Source organism: Bradyrhizobium sp. Crot121, assembly GCF_059512385.1.
The window spans coordinates 120,142-135,774 of sequence record NZ_JCAMOR010000018.1 but is presented as its reverse complement, the minus strand read 5'-3'; the positions used below and the strand labels follow the sequence as shown (position 1 = coordinate 135,774).

14 protein-coding genes are annotated in these 15,633 nt (G+C 64.2%); 10 read left to right on the top strand and 4 right to left on the bottom strand.

The window, feature by feature from the left end; translation table 11 throughout:
• Positions 1 to 254 precede the first annotated feature (254 nt).
• Positions 255 to 1,160, bottom strand: a complete 906-nt coding sequence (locus AC5ZGW_RS18240; protein WP_130226355.1) for an alpha/beta hydrolase family protein — start codon at positions 1,158 to 1,160, stop codon at positions 255 to 257.
• A 171-nt stretch (positions 1,161 to 1,331) separates the two neighbouring features.
• On the opposite strand from AC5ZGW_RS18240, the gene AC5ZGW_RS18235 reads away from it, so the two are divergent.
• Genes AC5ZGW_RS18235 through AC5ZGW_RS18225 form a run of 3 tightly spaced genes read left to right on the top strand, consistent with a single transcriptional unit; the run spans position 1,332 to position 4,874 of the window.
• Positions 1,332 to 2,720 (top strand): class II 3-deoxy-7-phosphoheptulonate synthase, encoded by a 1,389-nt coding sequence (locus AC5ZGW_RS18235; protein ID WP_130226354.1) that lies wholly within the window; start codon positions 1,332 to 1,334, stop codon positions 2,718 to 2,720.
• A gap of 3 nt (positions 2,721 to 2,723) precedes the next feature.
• Positions 2,724 to 3,077: a diacylglycerol kinase gene (locus tag AC5ZGW_RS18230; RefSeq protein WP_130226353.1), complete on the top strand. Its 354-nt coding sequence runs from the start codon at positions 2,724 to 2,726 to the stop codon at positions 3,075 to 3,077.
• Positions 3,078 to 3,122: 45 nt separating this feature from the next.
• On the top strand, positions 3,123 to 4,874 hold the full coding sequence (locus AC5ZGW_RS18225) for an NAD+ synthase (protein WP_130226352.1): 1,752 nt from the start codon (positions 3,123 to 3,125) through the stop codon (positions 4,872 to 4,874).
• On the opposite strand, the gene AC5ZGW_RS18220 is transcribed toward AC5ZGW_RS18225, so the two are convergent.
• Positions 4,875 to 6,008, bottom strand: a complete 1,134-nt coding sequence (locus tag AC5ZGW_RS18220; RefSeq protein WP_035691287.1) for a DUF2865 domain-containing protein — start codon at positions 6,006 to 6,008, stop codon at positions 4,875 to 4,877.
• 199 nt (positions 6,009 to 6,207) lie between these two features.
• Complete coding sequence (locus tag AC5ZGW_RS18215) at positions 6,208 to 6,513, bottom strand: hypothetical protein (RefSeq protein WP_130226351.1); 306 nt, start codon at positions 6,511 to 6,513, stop codon at positions 6,208 to 6,210.
• A gap of 290 nt (positions 6,514 to 6,803) precedes the next feature.
• On the opposite strand from AC5ZGW_RS18215, the gene cysS reads away from it, so the two are divergent.
• From cysS to AC5ZGW_RS18195, 4 genes are all read left to right on the top strand, one after another.
• The gene (gene cysS, locus AC5ZGW_RS18210) at positions 6,804 to 8,216 is read left to right on the top strand and encodes a cysteine--tRNA ligase (protein WP_130226350.1); all 1,413 of its coding nucleotides are present in this window, start codon (positions 6,804 to 6,806) and stop codon (positions 8,214 to 8,216) included.
• A complete protein-coding gene (locus AC5ZGW_RS18205; protein ID WP_130226349.1) occupies positions 8,216 to 8,728 on the top strand; it encodes a GNAT family N-acetyltransferase in 513 nt (170 codons plus the stop codon). The genes cysS and AC5ZGW_RS18205 overlap by 1 nt, the downstream gene beginning before the upstream one ends.
• Positions 8,725 to 10,323 carry a citramalate synthase gene (gene cimA / locus AC5ZGW_RS18200; RefSeq protein ID WP_130226348.1) on the top strand — a complete coding sequence of 533 codons (1,599 nt, stop codon included), beginning with the start codon at positions 8,725 to 8,727 and terminating at the stop codon, positions 10,321 to 10,323. The genes AC5ZGW_RS18205 and cimA overlap by 4 nt, the downstream gene beginning before the upstream one ends.
• Positions 10,324 to 10,457: 134 nt before the next feature.
• Positions 10,458 to 10,835, top strand: a complete 378-nt coding sequence (locus AC5ZGW_RS18195; RefSeq protein ID WP_028166513.1) for a VOC family protein — start codon at positions 10,458 to 10,460, stop codon at positions 10,833 to 10,835.
• Between the two features lie 86 nt (positions 10,836 to 10,921).
• On the opposite strand, the gene AC5ZGW_RS18190 is transcribed toward AC5ZGW_RS18195, so the two are convergent.
• Positions 10,922 to 11,527, bottom strand: coding sequence for an LOG family protein (locus tag AC5ZGW_RS18190; protein ID WP_028166512.1), 606 nt, complete (start codon positions 11,525 to 11,527; stop codon positions 10,922 to 10,924).
• Between the two features lie 230 nt (positions 11,528 to 11,757).
• On the opposite strand from AC5ZGW_RS18190, the gene AC5ZGW_RS18185 reads away from it, so the two are divergent.
• The 3 genes from AC5ZGW_RS18185 to pssA all read left to right on the top strand — a co-directional run bounded on the left by AC5ZGW_RS18185 (position 11,758) and on the right by pssA (position 15,531).
• Positions 11,758 to 13,731, top strand: coding sequence for an ABCB family ABC transporter ATP-binding protein/permease (locus AC5ZGW_RS18185; RefSeq protein WP_130226347.1), 1,974 nt, complete (start codon positions 11,758 to 11,760; stop codon positions 13,729 to 13,731).
• A 142-nt stretch (positions 13,732 to 13,873) separates the two neighbouring features.
• Complete coding sequence (locus AC5ZGW_RS18180; protein WP_028166510.1) at positions 13,874 to 14,572, top strand: phosphatidylserine decarboxylase; 699 nt, start codon at positions 13,874 to 13,876, stop codon at positions 14,570 to 14,572.
• Positions 14,573 to 14,649: 77 nt separating this feature from the next.
• The gene (pssA, locus tag AC5ZGW_RS18175; RefSeq protein WP_130226346.1) at positions 14,650 to 15,531 is read left to right on the top strand and encodes a CDP-diacylglycerol--serine O-phosphatidyltransferase; all 882 of its coding nucleotides are present in this window, start codon (positions 14,650 to 14,652) and stop codon (positions 15,529 to 15,531) included.
• Positions 15,532 to 15,633: the final 102 nt, after the last annotated feature.

Sequence of the window (15,633 nt, the reverse complement as noted above, 5' to 3'; positions counted from 1 at the left end):
CTTTTTGTTGCACGGGACCCATGGGTGCAACCGGCACCCGGCTTTCCCTGCGCCCTCTGTTCGATGAGAGGGTGAAACGAGACGCAAAGCTCGGGCACTTCATGCCGCGAGAGCGCGAACGCACATCCTCACGCTGTTTGAAAGTTGAATCAGAGCCCATCCCCGTCGTTGCGAGCGCAGCGAAGCAATCCATCGCGCCACTTGCGGAGAAAATGGATTGCTTCGCTGCGCTCCACCCATCCTACGGCCTGACCTCACTCGCTTGCCTCGAGCCATTCCGCGGCACCGCGCCAGAGCGTGTCGCGGTGCTCGGGACGGAAGAAACCGAAATGGCCGATCTTCGCAACGCCGGCATCATCAGGCGTGATCGCGATGATCTCCGGTTTGGCGGCGCCAAATCCCGAGCACAGCAATTCGACCGCGGGCCGCGTCGCCCAGGGATCGTCGCTGATGCAGAGCGCGCGCAGGGGGCCCTCGAACTTTGCGAAATTCGACACCGCGGTGAGCGCGGCATCATCGAACAGATAGCGCGGGCTGTTCACCCAATTCGTCCATTGCTCGAACACCCCCTTTGGCAAATCCATGCCGAGCCCCGCCCAGCCCGGTGTGTAGCCGAGCATGCGGGTCAACGGCAGGAGGACGTAGTTCATGGCGGCAAAGACCCGATAGCGTTCGGGCGAGGCCATCAATCGCCAGGTCGCGGCCTGCGAGGCGACCAGGAGCGCGCGCGACACCTCGATGTTGTTCGGGATCAGTCCCAGCGCCTGGCCACCGAAGGAATGGCCGATATAAGCGAGCGGCAGCGCCCGGTTGCGCTCGCGCATCCATCTCACGGCGGCGGTGACGTCGAGTGCGGCCCAGTCCGACATCGAAGCCTTGAAGCCGACCAGCGATTTCGGCTGCTTGTCTCCGCTCACGGACTTCGGCCCGGAATCGCCGGTGCCGCGATAATCGTAGGTGAGGACGACGGAGCCGCGCTTGGCGAGATAGGCGGCAAAGCCCTTGTAGACCTTGCGCGGCACGGCGGTCGCCGAATTGATCAGGACCGCTTGCCGCTTGGCGCCGCGGGGCAGGAACAGCGTCGCTCCGAGAGGGTAGCCGTCGATGGCGGGTACAATGATGTCGTCGGCGAAGACGTCGTCGAGCGCAGCCTCAGCCACTTACGGATTTTCCTTAAGCGTTGACGTTTTGCTCTAACAAATGCGAATTCGACTGTTGTTGCAAGAGCTTGAGCGGACAGATGGAATTCCGGCTGGCGGTCCTTCGACAGCCTGTATATATAGCTTCGCTTTCCCGGATAAGTAGCGGTTTTTGCTCAGGAGTTAACGCCCATGTCCGAGCGCTGGACACCCGACAGTTGGCGCGCCAAGACGGTCTTGCAGATGCCGGACTATCCGGATGCCAAGGTACTGGCCGACGTGGAGGCGCAGCTTGCGACCTTTCCGCCGCTGGTGTTCGCGGGCGAAGCCCGCAACCTGAAGAAGGCGCTGGCGCGTGTCGCTGCCGGCGAGGCTTTCCTCTTGCAGGGCGGCGACTGCGCGGAGAGTTTTGCCGAGCACGGCGCCAACAACATCCGCGACTTCTTCCGTGTGCTGCTGCAGATGGCGGTAGTCCTGACCTATGCCGGCGCGCTGCCAGTGGTGAAGGTTGGCCGCATCGCCGGACAATTCGCCAAGCCGCGCTCCTCGCCGACCGAGAAGGCAGGCGACGTCGAACTGCCGAGCTATCGCGGCGACATCATCAACGACATTGCCTTCACGAAGGAGGCGCGCACGCCCGACCCGCAGCGCCAGTTGATGGCCTATCGGCAGTCGGCGGCGACCCTCAATTTGCTGCGGGCGTTCGCCACCGGCGGCTTCGCCAATCTTGGGAGCGTGCACCAGTGGATGCTCGGCTTCCTGAAGGACTCGCCGCAGTCACGCCGCTACAAGGAACTCGCCGACCGCATCTCGGAAGCGCTGAACTTCATGCGTGCCTGCGGCCTAGACCTCGAGAGCCATCCGGAACTGCGATCGACCGATTTCTATACCAGCCACGAGGCCCTGCTGCTCGGCTATGAGCAGGCGCTGACGCGGGTCGATTCCACGACCGGCGACTGGTACGCGACCTCGGGCCACATGATCTGGATCGGCGACCGCACCCGCCAGCTCGAGAACGGCCATGTCGAATATTTCCGCGGCATCAAGAATCCGATCGGCCTGAAATGCGGCCCGTCGCTGAAGGCCGATGAGTTGTTGAAGCTGATCGACGTGCTGAACCCTGACAACGAGCCCGGCCGGCTGACGTTGATCGCCCGCTTCGGCGCCGACAAGGTTGCCGAGCATCTGCCGGCGCTGATCCGGGCGGTGCAGCGGGAAGGGCGCACGGTGGTGTGGTCCTGCGATCCCATGCACGGCAACACCATCACCTCGACATCAGGCTACAAGACCCGTCCGTTCGACCGGGTGTTGTCGGAAGTGAAGTCGTTCTTCGCCATCCACCAGGCCGAAGGCACCTACGCCGGCGGCGTTCACCTGGAGATGACCGGGCAGGATGTCACCGAATGCATCGGCGGCGCGCGCGCGATCACGGACGAGGATCTCAACGACCGCTACCACACGGTCTGCGATCCCCGTCTCAACGCCGAACAGTCGATCGATATGGCCTTCCTGATCGCAGAGCTCCTGAAACAGGAGCGGGCGAGCAAGGTCAAACCGATGCCGGCAGTAGCGGGGCTCTAACACTTGCTGCGGTTCTGGCGGGCCACCATCAATTCGTGGAACGGCCTTGGCTTTGCGATCCGTTCCGAGCAGGCGGTTCGCGAGGAGGTGGTGGCGCTGTTGTTGTCGGTGCCGGCGGCGTGGCTGATCGGCGCCACCGTGATGCGCTCCGTCGAGCTCGTTGCATCGGTGGTGCTGGTGCTCGTGATCGAGCTGCTCAACACCGCGATCGAGAAGCTCGCCGACCGTCTGACCACGGACCATGATCCGCAGATCGGTCGGGTCAAGGACATGGGCTCGGCCGCGGTCGGCGTGACGCTGGTGATGGCCGGGCTGTTCTGGCTGTTCGCCCTCGCCGAGCGCATGGGCATGATCTAACGCAGACGATTGCAGTTTACAGGGGTGCAAGGCACCATTGATCCCATGAGCGAACCTGAGTTCATTGTTACACTCGCGCAACTCAATCCGACTGTCGGCGACGTCGCCGGCAACGCCGCGAAGGCGAGCGCCGCGCGGCAGACGGCGAAGGCCGCCGGCGCCGATCTCATGGTGCTGTCGGAGCTGTTCATCGCCGGCTATCCGCCGGAGGACCTGATCCTGAAGCCGGCGTTCCAGGCCGCCTGCCGTGCCGCAGTCGAGGAACTGGCGCGCGAGACGGCTGATGGCGGTCCGGCGGTCCTGATCGGGACGCCCTGGGTCGAGGACGGCAAGCTCTATAACGCCTGCGCGCTGCTCGACGGCGGCCGCATCGCAGCGCTGCGCTTCAAGGCCAACTTGCCGAACTACGGCGTGTTCGACGAGAAGCGGCTATTCGCACGCGGACCGGCGCCGGGGCCGGTCACCGTGAAGGGTGTCCGGGTCGGCGTGCCCATTTGCGAGGACATCTGGCTCGAAGAGTCCGAGGATTATGAGAACGTCGTCGAATGTCTCGCCGAGACCGGCGCGGAGATTCTGGTCGTGCCGAACGGCTCGCCCTATGCGCGCGACAAGAACGATCTCCGGCTTTCGATCGCGGTCGCCCGCGTCACCGAAAGCGGCTTGCCCTTGATCTATCTGAACGAGGTGGGCGGGCAGGACGAATTGGTGTTCGACGGCGCCTCGTTCGCGCTCAACGCTGATCTGTCGGTGGCGGCGCAGCTTCCGGCCTTCGAGGAGAGCATCACGACGCTGCGCTGGACCAGGAGCGAGGCGGGCTGGCGCTGCAACGGACCGATCATGCCACTGCTCGAGGGCGACAAGGCGAACTATGCGGCCTGCGTGCTCGGTTTGCGCGACTATGTCCGCAAGAACGGCTTTCCGGGGGTGCTACTCGGCGTCTCCGGCGGCATCGATTCGGCGCTCTGCGCGGCGATTGCGGTGGACGCGCTCGGTACTGAGCAGGTCCTCGGCGTGATGCTGCCGTTCCGCTACACCGCGCAGGTGTCGCTGGATGATGCGGCAAGCCTGACCAGGATGCTCGGCATCCGCTACGAGGTGCTGCCGATCGCGGACGCCGTGAGCGGGTTCGAGAAGATCCTTGCCGAGCCGTTCAAGGGCCTGCCGCGCGACATCACCGAGGAGAATTTGCAGGCGCGGACCCGCGGCACCTTGTTGATGGCGCTCTCCAACAAAACCGGCGCGATGGTGGTGACTACCGGCAACAAGTCGGAGATGTCGGTCGGCTATGCCACGCTCTACGGCGACATGAATGGCGGCTTCAACCCGATCAAGGACATCTACAAGACCGAGGTGTTCCGGCTTTCCGCCCTGCGCAACACCTGGAAGCCGGACGGCGCGCTCGGCCCGTCGGGCGAGGTGATCCCGCCCTCGATCATCACGCGGCCGCCGACGGCCGAACTGCGCGAGAACCAGACCGATCAGGACTCGCTGCCGCCTTACGACGTGCTCGATGCGATCCTGGAACGCCTGGTCGAGCGCGAGGAGCCGCTCGCGTCGATCGTCGCCGCAGGCTTCGATCGCGAACTGGTCGCGCGTATCGACCGGCTGCTTTCCATCGCCGAATACAAGCGCCGGCAGGCCGCGCCCGGCGTCAAGGTCACACCAAAGAATTTCGGCCGCGACCGCCGCTATCCCATCACCAACCGCTTCCGCGATCGCGGCGAGGCGTTGCCGCAGCCGGACGAGAAGCTCGTGACGCGCGGTACCCGCGCTTCGGTGGAGGCGTTCGAGGGCTGATTATTGTTGTTTCTTCGGGAGGAAAGTCGGGCCAACGGTGCGGATCGGCCGATCTCCCGGCGGGGTCTGGTCGACCGGCGCCGCCGGTGCGTCGGGCGCCGGGCTGGCATTCGCTGATGTCGCGCCCTTCTTCCCGGCCGGGGCTTGCTTGGTGGACTGCTGTTGCGCGCGTTGCTGCATCTTCCGCGCGCTCTCCTCGGTGACGATGATGTCGCCCTGCTGCTCGACGGCGGCCTTGTCGTCGACCGATTTCAGCGCCTCCGCCCAGGTCTGCCCTGCCGGCTTGCAGGAGCAGGACGGGTTGAACTCGGTGCGGAACTTGAACGCGTTCGGCAGCGACGTATAGGGCTGGCCATTGACCGAGACCGCCTGGTTGATGTCCTCGCCGGGATTGCGATAGGCGAACAGGGTTGCTTCCGCCGCCGGGCACTGCGCCTTGCAGGTCTTCTCGTCGTCGGCGAAGCGTCCCTGCACCGTCGCAAACGAGATCGGGAAATAGGCGCCGTCACAGCTTCGCACGCAGACCGTACGGTAGGTGCCGGATTGCGGGGCGAGGTCGCCGGTCGGCGGCGCAATGGTCACGTTATCATCGTTACGATTGCCAAAGAGATTGTCGAGGAAATTGCCAGGCCCCCGCACGGCATTGGCATATTGCGGGCCGCAATTGTTCTGCGCGAGCGCAGTCAACACCGAGCGGCGCTGGTTCTCGCGGTCGCCGCCGCCGAGCCCGCCGCTGCGCATCCGCTCCAGGGTCATCATGATTTGATCGAGATTGCTGCGCATCTGCTGGATCTGGGTGTTGATCGGACCGCATTGCGCCGGGCCGTTGTTGAACAGCGAGAAGAAGCCGGAGCCATCGCAGCCCATGCGCCGCCCCTGCGCGATCACACGGTCGAGCTCTGCCTGCTGTCTCGAGGCGGCTTCCTGGTAGCGGCGGATCTGCTCGTCCCTGATCGAATCGCCGCTGCCGCCTCCGCGGTCGATGCTCGCAAGCTGACCCTCGAGCCGGATGCAGATCGGATTGGACGGCGCGCCCGGCGGCGCGTCCTGAGACATCTGCGCGTAAGCATCGTCAGGCGTCTGCGCCAAGGCATCAGTGGCCGGCAGGGCAGTGCCGACCAGAAGGGCGCACATCAAAATCCAGCGGGAGAAGCAAGAGTTCAGGCGATTGGGCATGTCCAGTCACAGAATGACGCCGCGCGGCGGGCGAGCCCGAAGGCGCGGCCAAGGCCGCCTGCAATAGCCGTTTCTCGGGGCAGCGTCACGTCGTTTCCGGGGCCCCGATGTGGCAAAACCCCGTGAGAATACCGGCCATTGGTGCCCCTTGGCCGGATCAGCGCTGGCAGGTGATGGCGATATATTCGCCGCAGGCGGCGCCGCTGCAGTTTCCCGCGGCCTTCGGAACGGCGCCGGTAATTTCGTCAGGATCGACGCGGCGATAGGCGGTGGCCTGGGCAAAATCTCGTGACTGGCAATAGGAGCGGGCGGCGTGCGCCCCGCACTTGTCGCCCCGCGCGAGGCATTCGTCGACACCATAGCCGTCATCATGGTTGGCGATGATGAAGACGCGGCTGTCGGCCAGTGCGGCGGAGGTGGCTAAAATGAATGTGCAGGCAAGGAATGCCGATCGAAATCGCATGGAGCACCGAGTGGGGAAGGGAACCAGTGCCTATCCGATTACGCCCAATACGTTAATAATGATTAACCATGGTGCGTTTGGAATCATCGGAAGGGGCGGAATCGCCTTCAGAACGGGCGCAAACAGCCCTTGACGCCGTCCCCCGGATGGCGCCATGGTGGAACCATGAACGGCCACCTCGCCATCTGCAGCATTTGCCGCGAGATTATTAGCTAGCGATTCGCTGGCTGAGGCCGTCTTTTCTCACATCGAGATCACGTGACGCCCCGGCCACAAGGGACGGGTATTCCATGCAATTGCGTCTGTACGATACGTTGACCCGGGAAAAGCGGCCCTTCGTGCCGCTCGATCCCAACAATGTGCGCATGTATGTCTGCGGGCCGACGGTCTATGACTTCGCCCATATCGGCAACGCGCGCCCGGTGATCGTCTTCGACGTGCTGTTCCGCTTGCTGCGGCACGTCTATGGCGAGAACCGCGTCAAATATGTCCGGAACGTCACCGACGTCGACGACAAGATCAACGACCGCGCTGCGCGGGATTATCCCGGCCTGCCGCTGAACGAGGCGATCCGCAAGGTCACCGAGCAGACGGAGCGCCAGTTTCACGAGGACGTCGACGCGCTCGGCGCGTTGCGCCCCACCGTCGAGCCGCGCGCGACCGAGCACATCGCGGAGATGCGGGTGCTGATCGAGAAGCTGGTCACAGATGGTTTTGCCTATGTCGCCGAAGACCACGTGCTGTTCTCGCCGCAGGCGATGAACGCCGCCAACGGCGTGCTGCCGCGTTACGGCGCGCTCGCCAACCGCTCGCTGGACGAGATGATCGCGGGCGCCCGCGTCGATGTTGCCCCCTACAAGCGCGACAACACCGATTTCGTGCTGTGGAAGCCGTCCAAGCCCGGCGAGCCGTCGTGGCCGTCGCCGTCAGGCATCGCAGCGCCGGGACGTCCGGGCTGGCATATCGAATGCTCGGCGATGGCCTGGAAGCATCTCGGCGAGCAGTTCGACATCCATGGCGGCGGCATCGACCTCGTGTTCCCGCATCATGAGAACGAGCTCGCGCAAAGCTGCTGCGCCTTCCACGAAGCGCGTATGGCGAACACCTGGATGCACAACGGCTTCCTGCAGGTCGAAGGCGAGAAGATGTCGAAGTCGCTCGGCAACTTCGTCACGATCAGGGAGTTGCTGGCGGATTGGCCGGGCGAAGTGCTGCGCCTGAACATGCTCAAGACGCACTATCGCTCGCCGATCGACTGGACGCTGAAGGGATTGGAAGAAAGCGCCAGGACGCTCGACGACTGGTACGCCGTGGCAGCAGATGCCGTGGGCGATCGGCCGGCTGAGGGCGTGGTCGAGGCATTGTCCGACGATCTCAACACGGCGCAGACGATCACGGCGCTGCACGGATTGCGGAATGCGGCTGTGAGCGATGGAGAGGCGCGCGGCACTTTTGCGGCATCGCTCCGCTTCCTGGGCTTCCTCGGCCAGAGTGCCGCGGAATGGAAGGGCCGCAAGCAGCAGGCGAGTGGCATCGATCCGAAATGGGTTGAAGGCCTGATCTTGGATCGTGCGGCCGCACGTGCGCGGAAGGATTTCAAGGAGTCCGATCGCATCCGCGACGAGCTTGCGGCCAAGGGCGTCGTGCTGAAAGACGGCAAGGGGGCCGACGGCAAACCCGTGACCACATGGGAGTTGGCATGATGGCACAGGCACTCCCACAACCCGGACTGCGACCGTTCCTGCCGGCGGATACGCCGATGCTGGCGGCGATCTTCGTGGCCGCGATCCAGGAACTGACCGGCGACGACTACGGCGAGACGCAGCAGGAAGCCTGGGCAGCCGTGGCTGATGACGAGGTGGCCTTCGGCAAGAAGCTCGCCGGGGAGTTGACGCTGATCGCAACCATCCAGAATTCGCCGGTCGGCTTTGCTTCGCTGAAGAACAACAACCAGATCGACATGCTCTACGTGCATCCGAGCGTGGCCGGGCAGGGCGTCGGCGCGATGCTGTGCGACGCGCTGGAAAAGCTCGCCGGCGCGCGCGGCACCAAGACGCTTTCGGTCGATGCCAGCGACAACGCGCTCGATTTCTTCCGCAAGCGCGGCTACGTCGCCAAGCAGCGCAACAGCGTGAGTATTGAGGGCGAGTGGCTCGCCAACACCACGATGCAGAAGACGCTGGCGAATGGCACTGCCGCGGGAGGTACGCCGTGAGCCGCGAACGTCTCTATCTCTTCGACACCACCCTGCGCGACGGCGCGCAGACCAATGGCGTCGATTTCACCTTGCAGGACAAGCAGGTGATTGCGCAAATGCTGGACGAACTCGGCATCGACTATGTCGAGGGCGGTTATCCCGGCGCCAACCCGACCGACACCGAATTCTTCTCGGCAAAGCCGAAATTCGACCATGCACGCTTCACCGCCTTCGGCATGACGCGGCGTCCAGGCCGCTCGGCGTCCAACGATCCCGGGTTGGCGACGATCCTGGAGGCGAAGGCGGACGCGATCTGCTTCGTCGCGAAATCGAGCGCCTATCAGGTGCGCGTCGCGCTGGAGACCACGAACGAGGAGAACCTCGCTTCGATCCGTGACAGCGTCGCCGCGGCGACGGCTGCCGGGCGCGAGGTGATGGTCGATTGCGAGCATTTCTTCGACGGCTACAAGGAGAATGCCGAGTTCGCGCTGGCGTGCGCCAAGGCCGCCTATGAGGCCGGCGCGCGCTGGGTGGTGTTGTGCGACACCAATGGCGGCACCATGCCACATGAGATCGAAACCATCGTCGGCGACGTCGTGCGCCACATCCCCGGCAGCCATCTCGGCATCCACGCCCATAACGATACCGAGCAGGCGGTGGCGAACTCGCTTGCGGCGGTGCGCGCCGGCGTGCGCCAGATCCAGGGCACGCTGAACGGGTTAGGGGAGCGCTGCGGCAACGCCAATCTCTGCTCGCTGATCCCGACGCTCAGGCTGAAGAAGGAGTTCTCCGAGAAGCTTGAGATCGGCGTTACGCCAGAGAAGATGACGACGCTGATGAAGGTGTCGCGCACGCTCGACGACATGCTCAACCGCGCGCCCAACCGGCACGCGGCTTATGTCGGCGAAAGCGCCTTCGTCACCAAGACCGGCATCCATGCGTCCGCCGTGCTGAAGGACCCTCAGACCTACGAGCACGTGCCGCCGGAATCCGTCGGCAATCACCGCAAGGTGCTGGTGTCGGACCAGGCCGGACGCTCCAACGTCATCGCCGAGCTCGACCGGGCCGGCATTCCCTACGAGAAGAACGATCCGAAGCTGACGCGGCTCGTCGCCGAGCTGAAGGAGCGCGAGGCCGCGGGCTTCGCCTATGAATCCGCCAACGCCTCGTTCGAGCTGCTGGCGCGCCGTACGCTCGGAAAGGTGCCGGAATATTTCAAGGTCGAGCAGTTCGACGTCAATGTCGAGCAGCGCGACAATGCGCTCGGCCAGCGCGTCACGGTCGCGCTCGCGGTAGTGAAGGTCAACGTCGCCGGCGAGCGGCTGATCTCGGCCGCCGAAGGCAACGGCCCCGTCAACGCGCTCGACGTCGCCTTGCGCAAGGACCTCGGCAAGTATCAGAAATATATCGAGGGATTGAAGCTGATCGATTACCGCGTGCGTATCCTCAATGGAGGCACCGAGGCAGTGACGCGCGTGTTGATCGAGAGTGAAGACGAGACCGGCGAAAGCTGGACCACGGTCGGCGTGTCGCCGAACATCATCGATGCTTCGTTCCAGGCGTTGATGGATTCGGTATTCTACAAACTGGTGAAGTCAGGCGCGACGGGGTGAGGGGCGCGGCGACGCATCGGCAAACACCGTCATTGCGAGCGCAGCGAAGCAATCCATCTCTCCACGCGTGGAAGCATGGATTGCTTCGTCGCTTCGCTCCTCGCATGACGGTGAACCTGGGGTGAGGGTAACGCATGATCGACCATCTCTCTGTCGGTGTCAGCGATCTCGAACGTTCCGCGCGCTTCTATGAAGCAACGTTCGCACCGCTTGGCCTCTCGCGCCTGGTCACGCGTCCGGCCACGATCGGGTTCGGCAAGAGCTATCCCGAATTCTGGATCAACCTGCGCGCCGGGATGAAGCCGGTCGCGTCTGATACGGGCAGTCACATCTGCCTGCGGGCGAAATCAACCGCCGAGGTCGATGCCTTCCATGCCGCGGCCCTGAGTGCCGGCGGCCGTTCCGACGGCGCGCCTGGGCTGCGCCCGCACGACCGTGTCAGATACTACGCGGCGTTCGTCACCGATCCCGACGGCAACCGCATCGAGGCGGTGACGTTTCCGAGCGAGTGAGCCTCTTCGTTGGAGCATGATCTCCGCGCAAACGCTTCGCGTTTGTCGCGAGGGAAAACCGGTTTCCACTTTTCCGGATCATGCTCTTACAGTCGCCGCGCCACGTCCGGCGCGAGTTCCTTGCCGGCCTCGGGCGCGCGCGCGGCAGCGGCGCGCAGGCGCGGCACGATGTCCTCGACGCGGTCGGCCGTCAGCACCTCGAGCGGCAGCGTCGGGCGGATGAAGGCCGTCGAGCGCATATGATCGAGCAGCGCGAGCAGCGGCTCCCAGAAGCCGTCGATATTGGCGAGCAGCACCGGCTTGGTGTGCCGGCCGAGCTGCTGCCAAGTGAGCTGCTCGACCAGCTCTTCCAGCGTGCCGATGCCGCCGGGCAGCGCCACGAAGGCATCCGAGCGCTCGAACATCAGCCGCTTGCGCTCGTGCATGTCGGGTGTGACGATCATCTCCTGGACGCGGGTGAGCGCGTTCTCGCGGGCGCGGAGAAAATCCGGGATGATGCCGGTGACCTTGCCGCCATGGTCGAGCGTGGAGGTCGCGACCGCGCCCATCAGTCCGATCGAGCCGCCGCCATAGACGAGGCGGATATCACTCTCGGCAAAGATCCTTCCGAGCGCGTTGGCTGCTTCGACAAAGCTGGGGCTGGTGCCGGGGCCGGAGCCACAATAGACGCAGACGGTTTTGATCTGGTTCATAGGTCTGATTTGGTTCATCCGCTCATGTGGCACTGCAACGAAAAAAACGTCAAGCCCGGCATTTCACGTGTCGTGGCGTAAAAGTGGCGTAAATCGCTGAAAATCGTGAAAGATCCACTCCATGAGGGTTTCCGCGAGGTCAAAATCCCCTATATGACGGGCACAATGCGGATCCATGCAAATCACGTGACAGCGAACCGGCGCGCCGTCCTGACGTCGGCGATGGCTTAATGTCGTCCCAACCCCAACTGCGCCTGAACGATATGTCATCTGCCGACGCAAACAGAGCCGAGAAGGCTACCCTGGTCGGTACGCTCGCGCATCTGTGGCCCTATATCTGGCCTGGCGACCGCACTGATCTGAAGATGCGCGTAGCGTGGTCGATGGTGCTTCTGCTCGTCGCCAAGCTCGCGACGCTGTCGGTGCCCTTCACCTTCAAATGGGCGATCGACGCGCTGAACGGCACGCCCAGCGCGCCGGTGCAATCGTCGAACTGGACGATGTGGCTGATCGCTTCGCCGCTCCTGTTGACGGCTGGGTACGGCGCGGTGCGTGTCCTGATGGCGGTGCTGACGCAATGGCGCGACGGCATCTTTGCTCGCGTCGCCATGCATGCGGTGCGGCGGCTTGCCTATCTCACCTTCGTGCACATGCACGAATTGTCGCTGCGCTTTCACCTGGAACGCAAGACCGGCGGACTGACGCGCATCCTCGAACGCGGCCGCACCGGCATCGAGACCATCGTGCGGATGGTGATCCTGCAGTTGATCCCGACGGTGGTCGAGGTTGCGCTATTGACGGCCGTGCTGCTTTGGCAGTTCGATTGGCGCTATGTCGGCGTCGTCGTGATCACTGTCGCGGCGTTCATGTACTACACCTATGTCGCGACCGAATGGCGGATCGAGATCCGCCGCAAGATGAACGACTCCGACACCGAAGCGAACACCAAGGCGATCGACTCGCTCCTCAACTACGAGACCGTGAAATATTTCGGCGCCGAGGCGCGCGAGGCCGAGCGCTACGACCGCTCGATGGAGCGCTATGAGCACGCCAGCATCAAGACCTATACGTCGCTGGCGATCCTCAACACCGGCCAGGCGATCATCTTCACCGCCGGCCTGACGGCGATCATGCTGCTGTGCGCGATCGGCATCCGCAATGGCAGCAACACGGTGGGCGATTTCGTGCTGCTCAACGCCATGATGATCCAGCTCTACCAACCGCTCAATTTCATGGGCATGGTCTATCGCGAGATCAAGCAGGCGATCATCGACATCGAGAAGATGTTCGGCGTGCTTGCGCGCAAGGCGGAGATCAAGGACGCAGCCGATGCCAAGCCGCTGGTGGTGACGGCGGGCAGCGTGCGGTTCGAGGATGTGCGGTTCGCCTACGAGCCTGATCGCCCGATCCTGAAAGGCCTCTCCTTCGAGGTGCCGGCCGGCAAGACGGTCGCGATCGTCGGCCCCTCGGGCGCCGGCAAGTCCACGATCTCGCGGCTGTTGTTCCGCCTCTACGACGTCTCCAGCGGCAGCATCCTGATCGACGGCCAGGACATCCGCAACGTCACGCAAAATTCGCTCCGGGCCTCGATCGGCATGGTGCCGCAGGACACCGTGCTGTTCAACGACACCATCCGCTACAACATCCGCTATGGCCGCTGGGATGCCGACGATGCCGAGGTGGAAGAGGCGGCGAAGCTCGCGCAGATCGATACGTTCATCCGGATGTCGCCGAAGGGCTACGAGACCCAGGTCGGCGAGCGCGGCCTGAAGCTGTCGGGCGGCGAGAAGCAGCGGGTGGCGATCGCCCGCACGGTGCTGAAAGCGCCGCCGATCCTGGTGCTGGACGAGGCGACGTCCGCGCTCGATAGCCACACCGAGCATGAGATCCAGGCTGCGCTCGAGCGGGTCTCGCGCAACCGCACCTCGCTGGTAATCGCGCACCGGCTCTCGACCATCGTCGGCGCCGACGAGATCATCGTCATCGACCAGGGCCGCATCGCCGAGCGCGGAACCCACCCCCGGCTTTTGGCGCAGGGCGGGCTTTATGCCAGTATGTGGAACCGGCAGCGCGAGGCCGAGGAGGCGCGGGAGAAGCTGGCGATGGTCGACGACGGAAGCGAGGCGCCGAACCGCGAGCCGCCGCCGGTCGACGAACCCGAGCCTGATCCCGTCGAGAAGCCCTTGCCGACGGCTGCCGAATAGGCTCCATCTCCGTCGCGAGCCTGATCCGATTAGACGGAATCGGATCATGCTCTCATCTCTTTGTTTGAGCATGATCTTTTCGGAAAACCGGTTTCCACTTTTCCGGATCATGCTCTAGGACCGGAAAACCGAGTGAGATTCGATGTCGATCGCCAATTCCATCCGCGCGCAGATTCCGCCCATTCATCCTGAGGGCTATCCGTTCATCGGCGGCTTCGCGCTGGCGAGCCTGATCCTGTTCTGGATCTGGACGCCGCTGGGCTGGATCGGGACCGTGCTGACGGTCTGGTGCGCGCTGTTCTTCCGCGATCCGGTGCGGGTGACGCCAGTGCGGGACGGGCTGGTGGTGGCGCCCGCCGACGGGCGCGTCTCGATGATCACCCAAGCCCTGCCGCCAGCCGAACTGGGGCTAGGCGACCGGCCGCTGACGCGGGTCTCGATCTTCATGAGCGTGTTCAACTGTCACGTGAACCGCAGTCCGGTTGCGGGGCGGATCGACCGGATCGCCTACCGGCCGGGCGTCTTCATCAATGCGGAGCTCGACAAGGCCAGCGAGGACAATGAGCGCAACTCGCTCGTGATCTCGACGCCCAACGGCCGCATCGGCGTGGTCCAGATCGCAGGCCTGGTGGCGCGGCGCATCGTCTCCTTCGTGCGCGAAGGCCAGTCGATCGGCGCCGGCGAACGGTTCGGCCTGATCCGGTTCGGCTCGCGGCTCGATGTCTACCTGCCCGAAGGCACCAAGCCGCTGGTATCCGAGGGCCAGACGGCGATCGCGGGCGAGACCGTTCTGGCCGATTTCCGCACCCCCGAGCCGGGGTGGACGTACCGGGCCGATTAACCATCGGCACCGCCAGTTGCGGCGCCTTGCCGCTGCAATGGCGGAGGGCGCCGGCGCTTGCTATATAATCGCGAGCCATGATGCCGATCGATTCCAAATACCCGGAACTGCGCCGCCGGCGGTTTCGCCAGATTCCGGTCCGGTTGCTGGTGCCCAATGTCATCACGCTGCTCGCGATCTGTGCCGGCCTGACCGCGATCCGCCTGTCGACCGAAGGGCGGATGGAGCTCGCGGTCGCGGCGATCGTGTTCGCTGCAGCGCTTGACGGCATCGACGGGCGCATCGCGCGCCTGATCAAGGGCCAGTCGAAATTCGGCGCCGAGCTCGACAGCCTCGCGGATTTCGTCAATTTCGGCGTGGCGCCTGGTCTGATCCTCTATTTCTGGCAACTGCACGAATTGGGCAATGGCGGCTGGATTGCGGCCATGGTGTTCGCGATCAGCGGCGGGCTGCGGCTCGCCCGCTTCAACGCCTCGATCGACGATCCAAACAAGCCGGCATTCGCGGCGAATTATTTCACCGGCGTGCCGGCGCCAGCTGGCGCCATCACGGTGTTGCTGCCGGTCTATTTGGGCTTCCTGGGCATCACTACGCCGCCGACGATGCTGACGGCCTTCTACACGCTCCTGATCGCGTTCCTGATGGTGTCGCGCCTGCCGGTGTTTTCCGGCAAGACAATGCGCATGCGGGTGCCGCCGGAAATGCTGCTGCCGGTGTTCGTGTCGGTGGTGTTCTTCATCGCGCTATTGGTCAGCTATCCCTGGCACATCCTCTCCGCGGGCTCGGTGCTCTATCTGATCAGCCTGCCATGGGGCTGGAAAACCTATCGCGACCACGCGCGCGCCGCGGAGGCGCAGGCCGCTGTGCCGGCCGGAGCCCCGACGTCGGCAACTCCGTCGCCGAGCTATCCGGGTGTCGCTGACGCCGACCACGACGACCGTCCGGCCCGTCTTAATTGAATAATGCTCGACCCTCATCCTGAGGAGCTTGCGTAGCAAGCGTCTCGAAGGATGAGGCCACAGACGGGGCCTCATGGTTCGAGACGGCGCGAAGACGCGCCT